Below are 17,999 nucleotides of genomic sequence, written 5' to 3'. Positions count from 1 at the left end.
AGGCCTACTTCGGTGCGAAACGCTGGCCGCCGTCCAGACGAATTGTCTGGCCGTTCAGCATGGGATTTTCGATGATGCCGACAGCCAGAATGGCGTACTCCTCCGGTCGGCCCATGCGCTTGGGGAAGGCCGCGTCCTTCGTCAGCACCTTCTCGTATTCCTCCGGGATCCCCTTGGTGAGGCCGGTGTGGAACAGGCTCGGCGCGATCGCGTTCACCCGGATGCCCAGCGAGCCCAGCTCCCGCGCCATGGTGAGGCTCATGGCCGCGACGCCGCCCTTGGCCGCCGTGTAGGCGATCTGCCCGATCTGCCCCTCGAACGCGGCGATGGACGCGGTGTTGACGATGACGCCGCGCTCGCCCTCCCCGTTCGGCTCGTTCTTGCTCATGTGCCAGGCGGCGAGCCGGGCCACGTTGAACGTGCCGATCAGGTTGAGATCGACGATCTTCTGGAACTCCTCGATCGGGTAGGGGCCGTTCTTGCTCAGCGTGCGGCCGGGCATCGCCCCGCCCGCCGTGTTCACGACCACGTCGAGCCCGCCGAGGTCGGCGACCGCCGCCTCGAGAACACCCTCAAACCCGGCAAAATCGGTCACATCGCAGGCGTGGAAGCTGCCGTTCAGACCGGCGGCCACCTCGGCCCCGGCGCTCGCGGGCCGGTCGAGGATGGCGACCTTGCCGCCACGGGCCCCGATCAGCTCGGCGGTCGCTCGCGCCATGCCGGAGGCGCCACCCACGGCAACCGCCCGAATCCCTTTCAGGTCCACTCGTTCTTCCCCTCCGCCAAACATGTTTGGAACGGTTCCCAGCACCTGCGGGAAAGTAGGATTTTTGTATCTTCCGGGTCGCGCCACCCGCAAGCGAAGTCGAGCCCCGGCCGGTTGCGCACCATCCGCGCTCACCCCCGGTGCCGCTGGGGACGCTCAGCCGGCGGCACGCAGCAACTCCTTCAGCCCGACAAAGTCGATCTTGCCACTGGACATGGCCGGTACCTCGTGGTCGGCGAGCAGAACGATCCGACGCGGAACCTTGTAGGCGGAGAGCCGCTCGGCGAGCTGGCGGCGCAGCCCGTCGGCATCGACGCTCGCGCCCGGGGGTACCCGAACCGCCGCCGCGACGATCTGGCCGCGGCGATCGTCGGGCACGCCCACCACGTGCGCCGTCAGGCCGGCGACGTCCCGGATCGCGGCCTCGACCTCGGCCGGCGAGACGTTCGCGCCACCGGTCTTGATGACGTCCCCACCCCGCCCCTGGAAGTAGTGGAAACCCTCGGTGTCCACGAGGAACAGGTCCCCGGAGTGGTACCAGCCGTCGGCGTCGAACACCTCGTGACGCTCACGGCCGTAGTAGCCCTCCATCATGAACGGGCCCCGCAGCCAGAGCTCCCCCACCTCGCCCGGGCCGAGTACCCGCCCGTCGCCCTGGGCGACAATCCGCGTCTCGAAGCCCGGCGCCGGGTGCCCGAACGAACCGCGCCGACGCTCGGGCTGATCACCTTCGTCCTCGCTGACCAGGCAGACCGAGCCGGTCTCGGTCATGCCGAGCATCTGGTGGCGCAGCTGCGGGTCGGCCGGCCGGACTTCGTCCGGCATGATCGAGTACAGGTTCCCCCGCCGGATGAATGACAGGTCCCGGCCGGCGAACGTCGGATCCGCGGGCAGCGCCGCGACCGACGCGGCATAGCCGTTGACCATCGTCGGGCGCTCGCGTTCCAGCACGTCGAGAACGGCCGCCGCGTCGGCCGCGTTCGAGCACACCAGCCGGCCGCCGGACAGTAGCGTGCCGAGCAGGGCATAGGACAGACCGCCGATCCAGAAGAACGGCGAGTTGGAGAACAGCACCTCGTCGGGCGTGAAACGACGGATCTCGTTCAGGTTCGCGACGTGACGGATCAGCGCACCGTGACTGTGGATCACACCTTTTGGCGCGCTCGTCGAGCCGGAGGTGTGCACGATCGCCATCCGGTCGCTCGCCGCCACGGCGTCCTCGGCCGCGCGCAGCACGTCCGCGCCGACCGTGCGGCCTGCCGCCAGCAGGGCCGAAACCGTCCAGGGCAGGTCGGGTCGGCCCCGCGGACGCGCACCGTCACCAGTACCGCGTGCGGCCGCCTGGATGTGCGGGGAGTCCGCCGGGGCGCCGAAGGCCGGAGCTTCGAAGAAGGCATGGCGCAGGGCGGGCGTGGAGGGTGCGAACAGCGGCGGCGGAATCGGATCCGCCGCGGCGCCCGTCGCATCCGTCATATCCGTCATATCCGTCATGTTCGGTGCGTCGATGGCGGCGGCAAGTTCGGGCACCGCCGCCCGCACGGTGGCGACAAAGTCGTGGTTACGGTAAGAAGGCGCGGCCAGCAGCACCGCCACGTCGGCTCCCCGCAGCAACGCGCTCACCTCGGCGCTGGTGGAAAAGGTGCTCAGCGGCACCGTCACCGCGCCGATCCGCGCCGCGGCCAGCCACCCGACGACGAAGTCCGCCCCGTTCGGATACAGCAGGCCGACATGGGTCCCCTTACCCGCGCCCACCGCCAACAGACCATGGGCGAGGGCACGCGACCTGCGGTCGGCCTCGGCCAGGGTGAGCACCTCGTCGTCGCGGACGAGCAGTACCCGCGCGCCGTCCCGGGCGGTGCGCTCGCGGAGCAGGGCCGCGATGGTCAGGGGGAGGCCGTCTCCCGCGTCGACGACCGTGGCACTCATGGATCTTTCCCCACCAACCCGCCTCCTCCAGAGCGCCCGGCGGCGCCATACGGGAACCACGCCCGCTTCGGGTCGCCCCCCGAGCCGAACCGGCCCGACACCCATCCGCGAGGATGCTAGCCCCTAGCCCCGCAATGGTCTAGATATATGGATGCCATCGGATGAGTCACGGTGCGCGGACGAGCAGCACCCCGGCATAGCCGCAAAGACGAATCGGGACGCCCCACACGGAGCTTCTCCGGCCTCGGGCAGCCAGCACCCGCCGCGGACCACCCACAAATCGTCTAGAGGGAGAAGGCCCACATTTGCCTGCCCGGTCATGTGTCGACGAGGCCGCCCGGTAGCATGGAATGCGCCTCCATGCCGGGCTGGGTCAGCGTCGATCACGGTCATCGTCGATCACGGTCACCCCACCGGCCCTCCGCCCGTGAGCGGGCGCCCGGCCCACGGGCCGCCCGCACGGTCGCCGCGGAGTCGGCCGTCCGTCGCGGACGGGCTCATGGGCTGGAGGCAGTCGGACGAAGGATGTAGCCGGGAGAAGGAAGGTCAGCCCAGGTGGCCGAGTCAAGGCGAGTCCGCAGCGGGGATCGGGCATCGCTTCGGGAGAAGCCGCAGCAGGTCGCCGACGAACTCCGGCGGCTCATCCTGATCGGTGAGCTGGCGGACGGCGAGTCGCTGGGCCGCGAGCCCGACCTGGTAGACCGGTTCGGTGTCTCGCGGCCGTCGCTGCGGGAGGCGCTGCGCATCCTCGAGGCGGAGGGCCTCATCTCGGTCCGGCGTGGCGTGCTCGGCGGCGTGATCGCCCACCAGCCCGACGAGCGACTGACGGCCCGCACCGCCGCCCTCGTCCTGCAGGCCCGCAACGTTCCGCTGGCGGATGTCTACGCCGCTCGCAGCATGATCGAGCCGGTGGCGGCGCGGCTGGTGGCGACGTCCCGCTCTCACGGCGCCGCGGCGGCGGAGCTGCGCCGGCTCTCCGCCGAACAGCTCGAGGTGATCGACGAGCCCGAGGCGTTCGGGCGGGCCAACTCCCGCTTTCACAGCCGGCTCGTCGAGCTCGCCGGGAACCAGACGTTGACCATCATCGCGGAGATGCTCAACGAGATCGTGGCCCGCGCCGTCGCCGCGGTCAGCCGGCCGGACGACAACGAGGACGGCGATGCCACCGCGACCAAGCTGCGTGGTCTACGTTCCCAGGCCCGGCTGGCAGCGCTCATCGAGGAGGGCAAGGCCAGCGCGGCCGAGGAACACTGGGCCGAGCACATGAAGATCGTCGGGCGGGTCATGCTCGCCCACAGCGCCAAGACCGTCATCGACCTGATGCAGCACGACTTCTGAGCGCCGCCGCGCCACTCGCCAACCAACCAAGACGCGCCACGAAAGATATAGAGTTTTCCCGGGCCGCACGTCACCCTCACCGGATTCAGCTGGGATCCCCGCGCGATCACGGAGATCGCCGTACGGGCTGAACAGGCCGGCTAAGGTTCCGACCCGCCACACCGCCCTTCTCGCAGCAGCGCGTGACGACGGACCGGCCCCGGAAAACCCCCCGTGTCGCTTCTACAGGGTTACGAAGGGACAACTCGGGCACATTGCCCGGTAGAAGCGACATCCCCACTGACCAGCAGCGCCACCACCCCCAAAAGCCATCACGGACAGTGAGATTCACCGGGCGAACCGGTCGCGAGCCGCCCCCGCCCGCCCAGGGACCTCACGTCGGTTCAGACAGGGGACGGCGGCGCGCAGGGGTGACGAGTTCGCTGGCCGGTTCGCCGGCCAGGCGGCGCTGCAGGGAGCCGGCGATCCGGCCCGCCTGGAGCTTGGCGCGTTCGGCGCGTTCGCCCTGGTACAGATCGTCGACCGTGCTGGTCCACAGGTCGAGCCAGCGCGCGAAGTGCGCGGGGGTCAGCGGGGACCGCGCGTGCAGAACGGCGTGCACGTGCAGCGCGTCGCGGCGGTAGGTGCCGAGCCGCAACAGCACGCTTTCCCAGAAGTCGCAGATGATGGGCAGATGCGCGGCGAGATCGAGCCGCGCGACGTCGATGAAGATCGGCCCGAGCAGGGGATCGGCGAACGCCCGACCGTAGAACGCGGTGACGAGCGCGGCGATGTCCTCGCGGCTCGCGAGGTCCCGCGGCTTCGAGCCGGGCGTCTCGGCGACAGCGGTCATCCGAGGAGCTCCCGGGCGAGCAGAACGCCGAGCGTCGGCAGCAGGATCACCTTGACGGCCTCCAGAACGATGTAGGTGACGTGCCGGTGGGTGGGCGGTGGTGCGGCCACCCGAGATCACCAGCTCGGCCCGCCGGTCCAGGACCTGCATGGCCGCACGCACGGATGCTCCGGGAGACGGTCCAGCCGGTTCCTCCCCATCCTCCACGCACGGGCTGGGCTCGACGAAAGGTACGGCACGAGGCCGGTGTCGAGGGCGGCGCCTCGACGTGCTCCGGCACTCCGCGCGGAAGCCCGAGCTACACCGTGCAGAACGCCCGGATGGGCCGGATCGGCCTGGCACTGATGTCGGCCGGAAGCGGCCTTCCGGGCCGAACAACATCTTCCGTGTGCTATCGTTTGAACCAGGATCGGGGGGGTCCGTCTTCCTTCATGCCTGCGCGCATGCCCCCGATATCCAACTCGGGGGGATTCATGAAACGCGTCGCCATTCTTCTGTGTACCGTTGCGATGTTCCTGGGGGTTTCGGTGGGGACCGCCACAGCCGCCACATCGTCATATTCGTCCACATCCAAGCTGTGGACCACGAGATGGACTCCATCGACGTCGGCGGAGACGACCGGTGCTTCGGCTACCTGTTCACTGGTCACCCGGGGTCCAAGGAAGTTCACGGCGTGGACGGCCTGGCTCACCTGCACCCTCAGAGACAACGCCAAGGATGGCAGCTCAGTCTATCTGTCCTCGGACGTGACGAGTCTCCCGAATATCCGGACGACTTACAACAAGAATGGCTATGACTCGTCCTACACCTTCACGCAGCTCCGTGGCAGCGACTCCAACTGGCCCTATCTGAGGTGGCGGGTCTGCCGCGACCGCCGAGCGCGAGCCAACAACTGCTCCGGCTGGCAGTACTACTACTTCAAGTACTGATTCCCGATCGGACGGGGTACCGGGACGGCACATCGTCAAGGCCTTCAAGGATATCGCCGTTCCTTCACGCCAGAACGGACCAGCCGATCACCGACGTCGACGGTCGGGGCGCCGGACACCCCAGCGGTCCGAACGCCGAGCGCGGCGCCGGTAGCCCGCGCGGCTCAGGGGACGCGGGCGGGGATAACCGGCTCGGGCGAGGCCTCACCGGTCGCGGGCCGGACTGGACCTGGGAGCGCCAGGCGCAGGATGCGTCCCCAGACGCTCGCGGTCTGCCGAGGCAGCGAGCCGGTCGCGTACGGGAGGCCGAACCGCTCGCACAGGGCCCGGACCCGCGGGGCGATCTGCGCGTACCGGTTGCTGGGGAGGTCGGGAAAGAGGTGGTGCTCGATCTGGTGGCTCAGGTTGCCGCTGAGCAGGTGAAGCGCCGCCGGGCCGCTGATGTTCGCGGAGCCGAGTAGTTGCCGCAGGTACCATTCCGCTCGGCTCTCGCCCTCGATTTCCTCCTCGGTGAAGGTCCTGGTGCCGCTGGGAAAATGACCGCAGAAGATCACGGTGTGCGCCCAGATGTTCCTGGCGACGTTCGCAGTCAGGTTGCCCGCCAGCACGGGGAGGAATGCCGGGCCGGCAAGCAGCGGAAATATGACATAATCTTTCCTGCCCTGACGGGCGGCCTTCCTGAGGGCGTCGCCGAGGTGGTTCAGGGTCTCGTCCAGGGGCTTTTCCCGGCGCCAGGTTCTATCGATCTCCACGTCGTAGAGCGCGATTCCCCATTCGAAGACGACCGCGAGGGCGAGGTTGTACAGCGGCTGAGCCAGGTGGACGGGGCGCCACGGCTGCTCGGGAGCCACCCTGAGCAGGCCGTACCCGACGTCCCGGTCTCGACCGAGAACGTTTGTATAGGTGTGGTGAATATAGTTGTGCGTATATTTCCACTGGGCGGCGGGAGACGCGAAATCCCATTCCCAGGTGGTGGAGTTGATATGGGGGTCGCACATCCAGTCCCACTGCCCGTGCAGAACGTTGTGGCCGATCTCCATGTTCTCGAGAATCTTGGCGAGGGTGAGCATCGCCGTACCTGCCAGCCATGCCGGCGGCAGCAGGGACGCAAACATCATCATCCGGCCGCCGGCCTCCAGTCCGCGTTGAGCCGTGATCACCCGTCGGATGTACCGGGCGTCGTCCTCTCCTCTGCTCGCGAGGAACTCCGCGCGGAGGCGGTCAAGCTCCTCGCCAAGTTCCTCGATTTCACCGGCGCTGAGAGAGGTCGGTACTGCCATCCGTCTGCTCCTTACAGATCGATGTCGACCGGGCCGTGATGTCCGGAATCAATCTCCTTCTGCCACGGGCGGGCGGCTGATTGTTTTTTTCCGGATCGTCACCGGCCTCCACGTGCGGCATACCAGGCTCGGGCTCGGCAGCCGGGAGAGTACACCGCCAGGCCGCCCCCGACCCGTCGACCATCTCGACGGGAAGACACAAGGAGAGACATTCTGGGCCGACACGGCGTCCCGGGGCCGCCGCGTTCGCGTGGAAGATCCTGGGCAGTGGATCCAGCGGCCTTGAGTGACCTCGCGTAGCCTGGCGATATCACCGGTGATGATCTACGGGCAACAGCAGACATCGCCATGGTTGTTCGCCCAGTTGCGGGCGGATCCCAACACGTCTGCGGCGTTCGCCGGCCGCCGCCTCGAGCTGCTACGAAATGCGAACTGGCCCGGCAGCACAGTGAAGCAGCGAGCCTGATCGAGGCCGTCGGCCACCGGGTATTCAGGTCGACTACTTTGAGTGAACTCGGGTACACCGAATGCGCCAGGTCGTTGACACGCTTCGGAGGTGTGTCGTGCGCGGAATTTCGAAAATCAAGGCCGCTGCCCTGATCGCCGGGATCGGAGCACCGTTGGCCGTCATTCCCATGGCGACCCCGGCGCTTGCCGGCACCATCAACAATCCCCTGACGGTCACCGGGACCGTCCGATGCAAGATCGGATCGGCCGAATCCCTGCTGATCACCGGCGGTGGGGAGTCACACGGCTCGGCGGTGGGCGTCGGCGGGCACTTCTCGGTCGTCTTCGGCAATCCGCAGCTCCCCAGCACCGCGACCGCCCAGGTGCGGTGCGACGTACTCGGCAAGCGCACCTACCGTTCAACGAACTTCCTCATCTATCGGCCGCAGACCGGGCAGGTTCTTCCCGTGAACCTGGCCGCCTGACCATCTTCACCGGGGCGCGCCGGGCCGTCACGGCGCGCCCCGGTCGATGGTCGGCCAGACAGCTGGAATCCCGTCTCCCGACAGGTTACGGCGTCCGATCCGCCATCACGCCCGGCGCCTGCGGATCCTTGCTCGTCGTCATCGCACCATGTCCTCGTCCGCGGGGGTCCCGCTCCGGGCACGGGCCGCGTCCGCCCGGCCTACTCCGGCCACGACGTCCAAGGCTGCGTCCGTGGACATCTCACTGACTCGCCCTATCCTGCCGGTCCCAGCTTCTTGACGCCGAGCATGCCATCGGACGCGCGGTGCGCGGCGTTGACATGAAGTCAGGTGCAGGTTCTAGCCTACGGTTCGGTCAACGACGGCGGATGACGTCACCCGCTCCCGGCTCGAGCTGACCTCGGTCCACCTCGAGCCGGCGGTGGGCGGGCGCGTCGCCACACGATGCGGGCAGGAGCAAGGGAACGATGCCGATCACTACGGGCTTCAACCACGTGGCTACGATCACGGCGGACATGGACAGGCTCATCGCGTTCTATGTCGACGCCTTCGACGCGAAGATCACGTTCGAGATGGCCGCGCGCGAGGATCATCCACGCATGACGATCCTTGACCTCGGTGGAGGTGCGGCGCTCAACGTGTTCGAAGCCCCCGGGGACGCAGAGAAGGCCGAGAACACGGCCTGGAACAGGCGCCGCCCGGGCGGACGAGGCCCGATCGATCACTACGGCCTGGCCGTCGACTCCCTGGCGACCCTGGAAGCAACGCGTGATCGGCTACGCGAGCTGGGAGCCGACACCGGCGAGATTCAACGCCTCGGATCCGAATGGTCACTGTTCTTTCGCGATTCCGACGGCATGGAACTGGAAGTCTGCTGCCCCGCCGACGCATGACCGACCGAGGTCACTGTCCCGCCGCTACGCGGCCGTGCGGATGACCGCGACCGGGCATGCGGCGTGGTGCAGGCACTGGTGGCTGACCGAGCCGAGGAGCAACTCGGCGAAACCGCCATGGCCGCGGGAGCCGACGACGAGCAGCTGGGCATCCTCGCAAGCCGTCAGCAGCGCATGGGTGGCGGCGTCGGTGACGAGCAGGTCTTCGACCTCCAGGGTGCCGCGTTCACCGACCGCCTCCTCGAGACACGCGTCGAGCATCGCGCGGGCGGCCTTCTCCGAGGCCTCGAAATCCACGCCCACGTACATGGCGGGATAGCCATAGCCGACCGGAACCGGGGACCAGGCGTGCACCACCCGCAGCACCGCCCCGCGCAGGCGGGCCTCGTGCGCGCCCCAGCGCAGCGCCTCGACCGACCTGACCGACCCGTCGACGCCCACGACCACCGGGCCCGCCGCCCGTGCCTGCCCGGCACGGACCACGACCACCGGCGTGGTGGACCTGTGCACGCAGGCGGCCGAGACGGAGCCCATCAGGATCCGGCGCACCCGGCTCGCCCCTCGCATGCCGACCACCAGCAGGTCGGCCGTGCCGGCGGCGGCAAGCAGCGCCTCGGCCGCGGGCCGCAGTTCCACGCGTTCCACGACCGGCACCGGGCACCGCGGGTCGGAGGCGTTACGCACGGCCGTCTGCAGGACCCACCGAGCGGCCGTCTCGACGTCGTGCTGGCCAGGTCCGGAGGTCATCCCGACGACGGAGCCGGGCGAGTCGTCAGGTGACCAGGCCAGCAGCGCGGTCACCGTCGCGCCCCGCACCCGGGCCTCCCGCATCGCCCACCGCAACGCCTCCTCGGCCTCGGCCGAGCCGTCCACCCCTACCACGATTCCACTCATCGCCCGCTCCCGTCATGTCGAGGTCCGCGCCTGCCGAGGTCTCTGCCTGGCGCGGCTCCTGCCGATGGACACACAGAGTCGTCTCGCCGGGACCGCCAGTCGAGAGCTGTCCGGCAATACCGGCCAGGCCACTTGGCCCGACCAGTCCGTACCAACGACTCGTTGCCGCACGGATCAGCCAGGCCGGATTCCGCATCCGCACGTTTCGCGGGAAATGTCGACCTGACGGCGGCGCGGGCGTTCGCCCCGCGGAACGTACGACCGGACACTGCCGTACCCGTGGACGCCCGCGCGCAAGCTCCGGGTCGGGCCGGGCGGTCCAAGACCGGCCAAAGACGGGCCGAGCAGCCCGGACAGGCGGGACGATCGGCCCCCGAACGGGAAGCCAACGGAAGGAAGTCCGCGTACGGACCGGCGGAAATACTGGCGAGGTCCGAACAGATGACCACGGGCGGCAGGCAGTCCGGAATGCGCCTGCCGGGCGGTGATGGGAGCGCATCCATGGCCACAGAGACAACAACACTGTCCGCGGACCTTGCTCGAACAGCGGTCCAGACCGCGGTCCTGGCCCCCTCGATCCACAATTCCCAGCCGTGGCACTGGCGCCTGCATGACGGCGTCCTGGACCTGTCCGCGGACCTCACCCGCGCGGTCCCGGTGGCCGACCCGGATCACCGCCAGCTGGTCATGAGCTGCGGCGCCGCGCTGTTCCACACCTGGCTGTCGCTGCGGGCGGCGGGGCTCACCGCGCAGATCGACGAGCTGCCGGACGGCCCCGACATCACCCGGGGGCGGCTCGCCACCCTGCGGGTGATCGATACCAGCGCCCCCGCGCCGGGAGATGCCGCGCTGGCCGCCGCCATCGGCCATCGCCACACCGACCGGCGGCCCTTCGACCCCGCCGACATGCCCGGTGAGCTGATCCGCGGACTGCGCGCGGCAGCCGAGGAGGAGGGCTGCTGGTTGGACCCCCTGACCAGGACCGATGCCCGGGTGGAACTGTCAGTGATCCTCGCCCACGCCGACTGGATCGAGACGCACGACCCCGCCTACCAGGCGGAACTGCTCCGGTGGAGCCGCACGGACCCGGACGCGACCGACGGCGTCCCCCGCAGCGTGGTCGTCGGCAGCGAGACCCAGCGCCAGTCGGAGTTCTCGCTGCGCGACTTCGACGTGGTCGGCCAGGCCGGGCAGCATCTGCGCGACCCCCGGGTCGAACACCCCGGCGTCCTCGTGCTCGGCACCGACGCGGACGGTCCGGCGGACTGGCTGCGCGCCGGGCGGGCGCTGGCCCGGGTCCTCGCCGTCGCGACCTCTGCGGGCCTGGCCGCCTCCCCCCTCGGCCAGGCCATCGACCTCGAGGCCACCCGCGCCCTCGTCCGCGAGGCCACCGGCGGCCTGGGCACAGCCCAGATGATCCTCCGCGTCGGCTACCCCGACCCGGCCGCCGAACCCCTGCCGCCCACCCGGCGCCGCCCGATCGACGAGGTCCTCGACCTCGTCAGCGACCCCGCATCAGCCTGAGATCGTGCGGGCACACGCCGTCCGGCCCCAGGCTCGCCCGGTTGGTGACGCCGTGCGGGTAGATGCACCGTGAGGACACCGGGAATGGCGCGGACCACAGCCAGGGAAGGTCGCACCCATGACCAGGTCAAGTAGATCGAGTACGGCTTCGACGCCCGCATCCGCGGCACAGCCCATGGGCTCCGGGCCCGCGGCCGGCACGCGACCCGTAGCCGGGCTGGAGCCCGCGCCCGCACCGCCACCTGCCGTGGTGGAGACGCATACCTCGACGCTTATCTTTCTTGGTAACCGGGTGTACAAGGTGAAGAAGGCGGCGGACCTTGGCTTTCTTGACTTCCGTACCCGTGAGGCACGGCTGGCCGCGTGCCAGGCGGAGGTTGCACTCAACCGGCGACTCGCCCCCGACGTCTACCTGGGCGTGGCCGATGTGTCCGGGCCGGACGGCCAGCCGTGTGACCACATGGTCGTGATGCGTCGCCTGCCCGTCGCGCGCCGGCTGTCCGCGCTGGTCGCTTCGGGTGCTGATGTGAGCGGCGCGCTGCGCGACACGGCCCGGCTGATCGCGTCCTTCCACACCCGCTGCGAGCAGTCACCGCAGATCGACGAGCTCGGCGGCGGCGCTGCACTGCGCGCCCTGTGGGAGGCGGGCCTGGCCGGCGTGCAGCCGTATCTCGGCGGTCCGCTCTCGGCACAGATGGTGACCGAGATCGGCCGCCTCGCTGGGCGGTACGTCGACGGGCGAGGCGTGCTGCTGGCCCAGCGCCAGCGGGCCGGCCTGGTCCGGGACGGCCACGGCGACCTGCTCGCCGACGACATCTTCTGCCTGGACGACGGCCCGCGGATACTCGACTGCCTGGAGTTCGACCAGCGGCTTCGGGCCGGCGACGTCCTGGCCGACGTCGCGTTCCTCGCGATGGACCTGGAACGCCTCAACCGCCCCGACCTGGCCGCCCGTTTCATGTCCGCCTACCGCGAGTTCTCCGGCGAGAACCATCCCCGGTCGCTGGAGGACTTCTACGTCGCCTACCGGGCGTTCGTCCGCGCCAAGGTGGCCTGCATCCGATCGACCCAGGGCGACCCCGACGCCGCCGGGCAGGCACAGGCACTGGCCTCACTCGTCCTGTCCCGGCTACGCCACGGCCGGGTCCGCCTCGTCCTCGTCGGCGGCCTGCCGGCATCAGGAAAATCGACACTGGCCGCCGGACTCGGCACCACCGAAGGATGGACGGTGCTGCGCTCCGACGTCATCCGCAAGGAACTCGCCGGAGTATCAGCCACCACCCCCGCGGTCTCCGACCCCGGCAAGGGCATCTACCAGCCGCGGATGACCGACGCCGTCTACGACGAGCTGATCCGCCGGGCCGGCATCGCCCTCGAACACGGCGAATCAGTAATCCTCGACGCCTCCTGGACTGATCGCAGACACCGCCGCCAGGCCACACGGCACGCCCTGGAAGCCGCAGCCGAGATCATCGAGCTGCGCTGTGCCGTGGCACCGGAGATCGCCCACTCCCGCATCGCTGCCCGCATGCAGGCACGAGCGGCCGCCAACGGCCCCGGGATGGAGGTGCCTGACCAGCCGCGCGGAGCCGACGAACTCGGTGTGGTTGCTGTCGGCGCGGGCGCCCACAGCGTGGCCGACAGTCTGTCCGCCGACGGTGTGTCCGCCGACGGTGTGTCCGCCGACGGTGTGTCCGCCGACGGTGGGGTGTCCGATGCCACCGACGCGGTGCTGACCGAGCTGACGAGCCGGGCGGACCCATGGCCCGAAGCCATCACCGTGTTCACGACCGCCCCGGTGGCGCAGACCCTGCGCTCCGCCCGCAGACTCGTCGCCTGACTCCTGCACGCAGCGCGACAACGGCTGCGCATCGTCACATCCCGGAACGCCGAGGCCGGGAGCGAACCGACGATCGATCCGTCTGGGTAGGCCAAACGGCCTGCACCGGAGGTGCCCTTGCCATTCGAGTCCCCCGCCAGCCACGCTGAAGAATGAGCTGTGCCGGACTTCACTGCAACGAAATCTTGAACCACGGGAGGCCCCAGATATGTGCACTGAGAGAAAACAGCACATTCTTGTCGGTATCGACGGCTCCACCGGATCTGAAGCCGCCCTGCGCTGGGCGTACACAACAGCCCAGCTCGAGCACCAGCCCGTCACCGCACTGCTGGGCTGGACGGCCGACGGCCTGCCCAGGCCGGTTTATCAGGCAGCGGTCAACGCCGACCACCTGGGACTGACCAAGGCCGCCGAACAGACCCTGCACGGCACGATCGCCCGGGTGCCCGTACCCGACCCACCCGTCGAACTGCACCAGGTGGTTGTTGAGCGCGACCCGGTGGAGGCCTTGATCCACGAAGCCAGGAACGCCACCATGACCGTGATCGGTACCAGCGGATCAGGCTTCGCCCACCGCGTCCTGGCCGGATCGGTCGCCCAACAGCTGCTGCACCAGCACACCGGGCCGGTCGTCGTCGTCCGTGGCGACGACGAGCCGGTGAATCCGGACCAACGGCCGATCGTGGTCGGCGTGGACGGCTCGGACCCTTCCTGCGCCGCCGTCCGCTGGGCCGCCGACCAGGCCGCCGCACGCGACGTCCCGCTGTACCTGATCAACGCCTACCGCGTGCACATCGCACCGTTCGCTCCACCCATGGAGTACTTTGCTTCCCTGCATCAGGGCGCCGAACAGCTGCTCACCGACACCGTCACCGCGAACATCGACGACGACTCCGACCTGGAAATCCACCGGATCGCCGCCGACGACTCCCCCAGCCGTGCCCTGCTGCACGCCGCCCAGGACGCCCAACTCCTCGTGGTCGGCACCCGAGGCCGCGGTGGTTTCGCCGAGCTCGTCCTCGGCTCCACCGCCCACCAGTGCGTCCTGCACGCCCCCTGCCCCGTCGCCGTCGTCCACGCCTAGGTCATGGATCGTGTCCCGGTCCCACTTGGCTGTCGCCTTCGCGTAGGAGCGGCTTCGCGCTGTCCGGCGGTATGGTCCCGCCGCCCTCACGGACCTGCGGATCCTCATGATCGACCTGGATACCGCAAAGGATGCGGCACGCAACTCGTGCGCCGCGGGCAGGAGCGGCAGAAGACCTAGAATCGGTTGAAACTGAGGACCAGGAGCACCCGATCCACATACATCGCCGCCACTGCCGGCTCGTTCCGTCGGAATATTCCTGGCGGCAGATGGGTGGGGATACCGCCGGTGGACTGGCCGTCGCCGCGTACATGATTCCGCAAGTGATGGCCTACGCGTCGCTCGCCGGTGTGCAGCCCGTGGCGGGCCTGTGGGCAGCCGCACCCGCCATGGCGATCTATGCAGTCCTCGGAACATCGAGGTTGCTCTCGGTCGGCCCCGAATCGACCACCGCTCTGATGACCGCCGCCGCCATCGCCCCGCTGGCCGGGGGTGACCCCACCCGGTACGCCCAGCTCACGGCGGCCCTGGCCATCGTGGCCGGGACCTTCGCGATCCTCGCCGGGCTGGCTCGGCTCGGCGTCATCGCCGACCTGTTGTCCCAGCCGATTTTGGTCGGCTATCTCGCCGGCGTGGCCATCATTATGATCGTCGGCCAGTTGGGCAAGGTCACCGGAGTGCCGGTGGACGGCGACAACCTCTACGAGGAGATGCGCTCGTTCGCCCGCGGTCTCCCCCACGCGCACGGCCCCACGGTTGCACTCGCCACCGCTTCCCTCGCCCTGCTCTTTCTGCTGGCATGGCGAGTTCCCCACCTTCCGGGACCGCTGCTCGTGGTTGCGCTGGCCACGGGCGCGGTCGCGGCGGCCAACCTCGACGCACACGGACTTCGTGTCGTCGGGACCATCCAGGCCGCGTTGCCGGACTGGCGCCCGCCCGCCGCAACCGATCTGGTGCGGGTCGCGCCCCCGGCGCTGAGTGTGCTGTTCGTCGGCTTCACCGACACCATGCTCACCGCCCGCGCCTTCGCCGCCCGCCACGGCCACACGGTGCACCCCAACCGCGAGTTGCTGGCGCTGGGCGCGGCGAACATCGGCGCCGGAGCTGCCCGGGGATTCCCCGTCTCCAGCAGCGGAAGCCGCACCGCGCTCGCCGTCGCCGGCGGCGCCAGCACGCAGGTCTACTCCCTCGTCGCGGTCAGCGCGGTCATCGGCACTCTGGCGTTCCTGCGGCCGGCCCTGGCGATGTTCCCCCTGGCGACCCTGGGCGCGCTCGTCATTTTCGCCGCGATCCGCCTCATCGACCTCAGGGGGTTTCGCCGGCTCGCCTCGTTCCGCCGCAGCGAGCTTCACCTCGCGCTGCTCGCCGCCGCCGGTGTGCTCATCTTCGATATCATCTACGGGATTCTCATCGCCATCGGCGTGTCACTGCTCGATCTGCTCGCCCGGGTCGCCCGACCTCACGACGCCGTTCTTGGCCAGGTGCCCGGCCTCGATGGCATGCACGACGTCGACGACTACCCGAACGCACGTACCGTTCCCGGGCTGTTCGCCTACCGGTACGACTCACCGCTGTTCTTCGCCAACGCGCACAACTTCCGCCACCGCGCCCTCGCCTCGCTGCAAAGATCCACCGGGCCGGTCGAGTGGTTCATCCTCAACATGGAGGCGATCGTCGAGGTCGACATCACCGCCTTGGACGCACTCGAAGACCTGCGCGCCGAGATCACCCGACGCGGCATCGCCTTCGGCATCGCACACGCCAAACTGGACCTCCTCGGCGACCTCGACGCCTACGGGCTCACCGCCTCCATCGGCCCAGAAATGATCTTCCCCACCATGCGGGCCGCCGTCACCGCTCACGAGACCCGACACGCCGATCCACCACAACCACCACGTACGGATCCGGGAACGAGCCGATCAAGATCGGCGTGACAGCCAGCGGTACCGGCGACAGCCATGCGCTGCTCTGGCCTGCGAGCTCCCGCTGGCCATGAGGCGCTTGCGCCAGGCGCGACCGAGGCGGTTATCTCCGCGTAAACCCGTATCTCCGCGGAGCCCCGTATCCGCGTGGTTCTTCTCACCCTCCGCGCTGTCACGCGAAGGGTGAGTGTGCTGTGCGAGATGGACACCAGACCCGCCGCAATGCCGCCGACGCGATCTCACCGGCCTGCCAGCACAGGACCTATGAGGTGCCTCCCGGGGCAACCCGGCCGGAGGTCCACACCCCCGCCCGCCATCTGACCGCGACTCGGTGACTATAAAGGGTAACAGTGTCGGCGAGATGCGTCCGAGAGTGGGTGCGGGTCGCGCGGGTGGTCCTGTCATTCGCGACGATGGCCACATGAGGATTGTCAGTACGTCTCTGCTTGGCAGGATGGTTGGGGCTCATCTTGCCGGCCGCGGCGATGGCGGCCACGGCGATGTTCCGAGTGGCCGTCGACCGGTGATCGTGGCGTCGGGAAACTTCGCCAGCCCGGACGTCGTGTTGCGCGTCGTTGACGAGACCGTCGCGGTCTATCAGCTGTTCGTGCTGAACCCTCAGGCGGGCCTGCCGGTGCGGGCGGGGGTGTCACATGTGACGCCGTTCGTCGGCCCGGGCGCGCGGGAACTGGCCACGCTGGAGTACGTTCCCTGCCGGCTGAGTCTGGTGCCCGGGCTGTTCGCCGGGCCGTACCGCCCCGATGTGGTTGTGGTGCACACGAGCCCGCCATCGCGCGGTCGGGTCTCGCTCGGCACGGAAGTCAATATTCTGCCGGCGGCCATCGAGGCAGCCCGCAGCGGCGGCGGGCTGGTCGTCGCCCAGATCAATCCGGACATGCCTTACACCTTCGGCGACGGAGAGGTGTCCGTCGAAGACGTGGATCTGGCCGTCGAGACGCAGCAACCCCTGGTGCATCCGGCGCCCAGGGCGAGCGACGCGGTGACGCGGGCGATTGGCGCGCGGGTCGCGGCCCTGGTGAAGGACGGTTCGACCCTGCAGCTGGGGATCGGGGGCGTGCCGAACGCGGTGCTCGCCGCGCTGTCCGGCCGACGTGGTCTGCGGATATGGACGGAGACTTTCTCCGACGGTGTACTGGCCCTCGAGGGTGCCGGTGCGCTCGACACCGGTGCGGACCTGGTGACGAGTTTCCTGTTCGGTTCGGCGGAGTTGTATCGCTGGGTGAATCGCAATCCGCGGGTGCGGCTGCTACGCACCGAGACCGTCAACGATCCGGGCCGGATCGCCCGCCAGCCGGCGATGACGTCCATCAACACCGCGCTGCAGGTCGACCTGCATGCCCAGGCGAACGCCTCCTACGTGCGGGGACGGATCTGGTCCGGTTTCGGCGGCCAGCCTGATTTTGTCGCCGGTGCCCTGCACGCCCCCGGCGGCCGCGCGGTGATCGCGCTGCCGAGCTGGCACGCCAGATCGGACACATCGACGATCGTGGCGTCCCTGCGCGAGCCGACAACCAGCTTCCAGCACAGCCACGTCGTCAGCGAGCACGGAACCGCGGCGCTGTGGGGACAGAGCCTGGAAGGGCAGGCGCGGGGCATCATTTCCCAGGTGGCCGATCCCCGGGCCCGCGGGGAACTCACCGACGAGGTCGTGCGCTGGGCCACTGCGCCCGCTGGCCCGTCGAAGCAGTCCGCGCGCAGGCCCAACTGCTGAGGACCGAACAGCCCCGGCGAAGCGCGGCGGCCACGCCACAGCGGGAATAACGGACACGGTCCCGGATCGCGCCCCCGTCGTTGAGCGTGTGACTCGAATTCCTCCCG

Annotated in this window: 15 protein-coding genes; 9 read left to right on the top strand and 6 right to left on the bottom strand. The window is 69.3% G+C overall.

The window, feature by feature from the left end; all coding sequences use genetic code 11:
• Positions 1-4: 4 nt before the first annotated feature.
• On the bottom strand, positions 5-766 hold the full coding sequence (locus MXD95_RS20930) for an SDR family oxidoreductase (RefSeq protein WP_250642384.1): 762 nt from the start codon (positions 764-766) through the stop codon (positions 5-7).
• A gap of 156 nt (positions 767-922) precedes the next feature.
• Entirely contained in the window at positions 923-2,692 is a 1,770-nt protein-coding gene (locus MXD95_RS20925) for a class I adenylate-forming enzyme family protein (protein WP_250642383.1), read from the bottom strand.
• A gap of 555 nt (positions 2,693-3,247) precedes the next feature.
• On the opposite strand from MXD95_RS20925, the gene MXD95_RS20920 reads away from it, so the two are divergent.
• Positions 3,248-4,030: a FadR/GntR family transcriptional regulator gene (locus MXD95_RS20920; RefSeq protein ID WP_250642382.1), complete on the top strand. Its 783-nt coding sequence runs from the start codon at positions 3,248-3,250 to the stop codon at positions 4,028-4,030.
• A gap of 373 nt (positions 4,031-4,403) precedes the next feature.
• On the opposite strand, the gene MXD95_RS20915 is transcribed toward MXD95_RS20920, so the two are convergent.
• Both MXD95_RS20915 and MXD95_RS20910 read right to left on the bottom strand, forming a co-directional pair.
• Positions 4,404-4,862: a group III truncated hemoglobin gene (locus MXD95_RS20915; protein ID WP_250642381.1), complete on the bottom strand. Its 459-nt coding sequence runs from the start codon at positions 4,860-4,862 to the stop codon at positions 4,404-4,406.
• Between the two features lie 391 nt (positions 4,863-5,253).
• Positions 5,254-5,553, bottom strand: coding sequence for a hypothetical protein (locus MXD95_RS20910; RefSeq protein ID WP_250642380.1), 300 nt, complete (start codon positions 5,551-5,553; stop codon positions 5,254-5,256).
• A gap of 55 nt (positions 5,554-5,608) precedes the next feature.
• Between MXD95_RS20910 and MXD95_RS20905 the strand changes: the two genes are divergently transcribed.
• Entirely contained in the window at positions 5,609-5,791 is a 183-nt protein-coding gene (locus tag MXD95_RS20905; protein ID WP_250642379.1) for a hypothetical protein, read from the top strand.
• A gap of 164 nt (positions 5,792-5,955) precedes the next feature.
• On the opposite strand, the gene MXD95_RS20900 is transcribed toward MXD95_RS20905, so the two are convergent.
• A complete protein-coding gene (locus MXD95_RS20900; protein ID WP_250642378.1) occupies positions 5,956-7,071 on the bottom strand; it encodes a fatty acid desaturase family protein in 1,116 nt (371 codons plus the stop codon).
• A gap of 563 nt (positions 7,072-7,634) precedes the next feature.
• On the opposite strand from MXD95_RS20900, the gene MXD95_RS20895 reads away from it, so the two are divergent.
• Both MXD95_RS20895 and MXD95_RS20890 read left to right on the top strand, forming a co-directional pair.
• Complete coding sequence (locus MXD95_RS20895) at positions 7,635-8,003, top strand: hypothetical protein (protein ID WP_250642377.1); 369 nt, start codon at positions 7,635-7,637, stop codon at positions 8,001-8,003.
• 467 nt (positions 8,004-8,470) lie between these two features.
• The gene (locus MXD95_RS20890) at positions 8,471-8,896 is read left to right on the top strand and encodes a VOC family protein (RefSeq protein WP_285223698.1); all 426 of its coding nucleotides are present in this window, start codon (positions 8,471-8,473) and stop codon (positions 8,894-8,896) included.
• A gap of 24 nt (positions 8,897-8,920) precedes the next feature.
• Here the strand turns inward: MXD95_RS20890 and MXD95_RS20885 are convergent, their stop codons facing one another.
• Positions 8,921-9,790 (bottom strand): universal stress protein, encoded by an 870-nt coding sequence (locus MXD95_RS20885; RefSeq protein WP_250642375.1) that lies wholly within the window; start codon positions 9,788-9,790, stop codon positions 8,921-8,923.
• A gap of 501 nt (positions 9,791-10,291) precedes the next feature.
• Between MXD95_RS20885 and MXD95_RS20880 the strand changes: the two genes are divergently transcribed.
• The 5 genes from MXD95_RS20880 (at position 10,292) to MXD95_RS20860 (ending at position 17,892) form a co-directional block, all read left to right on the top strand.
• Positions 10,292-11,314 (top strand): Acg family FMN-binding oxidoreductase, encoded by a 1,023-nt coding sequence (locus MXD95_RS20880; RefSeq protein ID WP_250642374.1) that lies wholly within the window; start codon positions 10,292-10,294, stop codon positions 11,312-11,314.
• 118 nt (positions 11,315-11,432) lie between these two features.
• Positions 11,433-13,154 (top strand): bifunctional aminoglycoside phosphotransferase/ATP-binding protein, encoded by a 1,722-nt coding sequence (locus tag MXD95_RS20875; protein ID WP_250642373.1) that lies wholly within the window; start codon positions 11,433-11,435, stop codon positions 13,152-13,154.
• A gap of 208 nt (positions 13,155-13,362) precedes the next feature.
• The gene (locus MXD95_RS20870) at positions 13,363-14,238 is read left to right on the top strand and encodes a universal stress protein (protein WP_250642372.1); all 876 of its coding nucleotides are present in this window, start codon (positions 13,363-13,365) and stop codon (positions 14,236-14,238) included.
• 212 nt (positions 14,239-14,450) lie between these two features.
• Complete coding sequence (locus MXD95_RS20865) at positions 14,451-16,172, top strand: SulP family inorganic anion transporter (protein ID WP_374122096.1); 1,722 nt, start codon at positions 14,451-14,453, stop codon at positions 16,170-16,172.
• A gap of 409 nt (positions 16,173-16,581) precedes the next feature.
• Positions 16,582-17,892 carry an acetyl-CoA hydrolase/transferase family protein gene (locus tag MXD95_RS20860; RefSeq protein ID WP_250642370.1) on the top strand — a complete coding sequence of 437 codons (1,311 nt, stop codon included), beginning with the start codon at positions 16,582-16,584 and terminating at the stop codon, positions 17,890-17,892.
• Positions 17,893-17,999: the final 107 nt, after the last annotated feature.

The organism is Frankia sp. AiPa1 (assembly GCF_023243075.1).
Taxonomy (GTDB): Bacteria; Actinomycetota; Actinomycetes; order Frankiales; family Frankiaceae; genus Frankia.
This window is presented reverse-complemented; position numbering and strand designations above follow the sequence as displayed.

Coding starts and splice junctions, on each gene's coding strand:
- MXD95_RS20925 (WP_250642383.1), bottom strand. CDS start 2,692: ATGAGTGCCACGGTCGTCGACGCGGGAGACGGCCTCCCCCTGACCATC.
- MXD95_RS20890 (WP_285223698.1), top strand. CDS start 8,471: ATGCCGATCACTACGGGCTTCAACCACGTGGCTACGATCACGGCGGAC.
- MXD95_RS20915 (WP_250642381.1), bottom strand. CDS start 4,862: ATGACCGCTGTCGCCGAGACGCCCGGCTCGAAGCCGCGGGACCTCGCG.
- MXD95_RS20885 (WP_250642375.1), bottom strand. CDS start 9,790: ATGAGTGGAATCGTGGTAGGGGTGGACGGCTCGGCCGAGGCCGAGGAG.
- MXD95_RS20875 (WP_250642373.1), top strand. CDS start 11,433: ATGACCAGGTCAAGTAGATCGAGTACGGCTTCGACGCCCGCATCCGCG.
- MXD95_RS20880 (WP_250642374.1), top strand. CDS start 10,292: ATGGCCACAGAGACAACAACACTGTCCGCGGACCTTGCTCGAACAGCG.
- MXD95_RS20870 (WP_250642372.1), top strand. CDS start 13,363: ATGTGCACTGAGAGAAAACAGCACATTCTTGTCGGTATCGACGGCTCC.
- MXD95_RS20900 (WP_250642378.1), bottom strand. CDS start 7,071: ATGGCAGTACCGACCTCTCTCAGCGCCGGTGAAATCGAGGAACTTGGC.
- MXD95_RS20860 (WP_250642370.1), top strand. CDS start 16,582: ATGAGGATTGTCAGTACGTCTCTGCTTGGCAGGATGGTTGGGGCTCAT.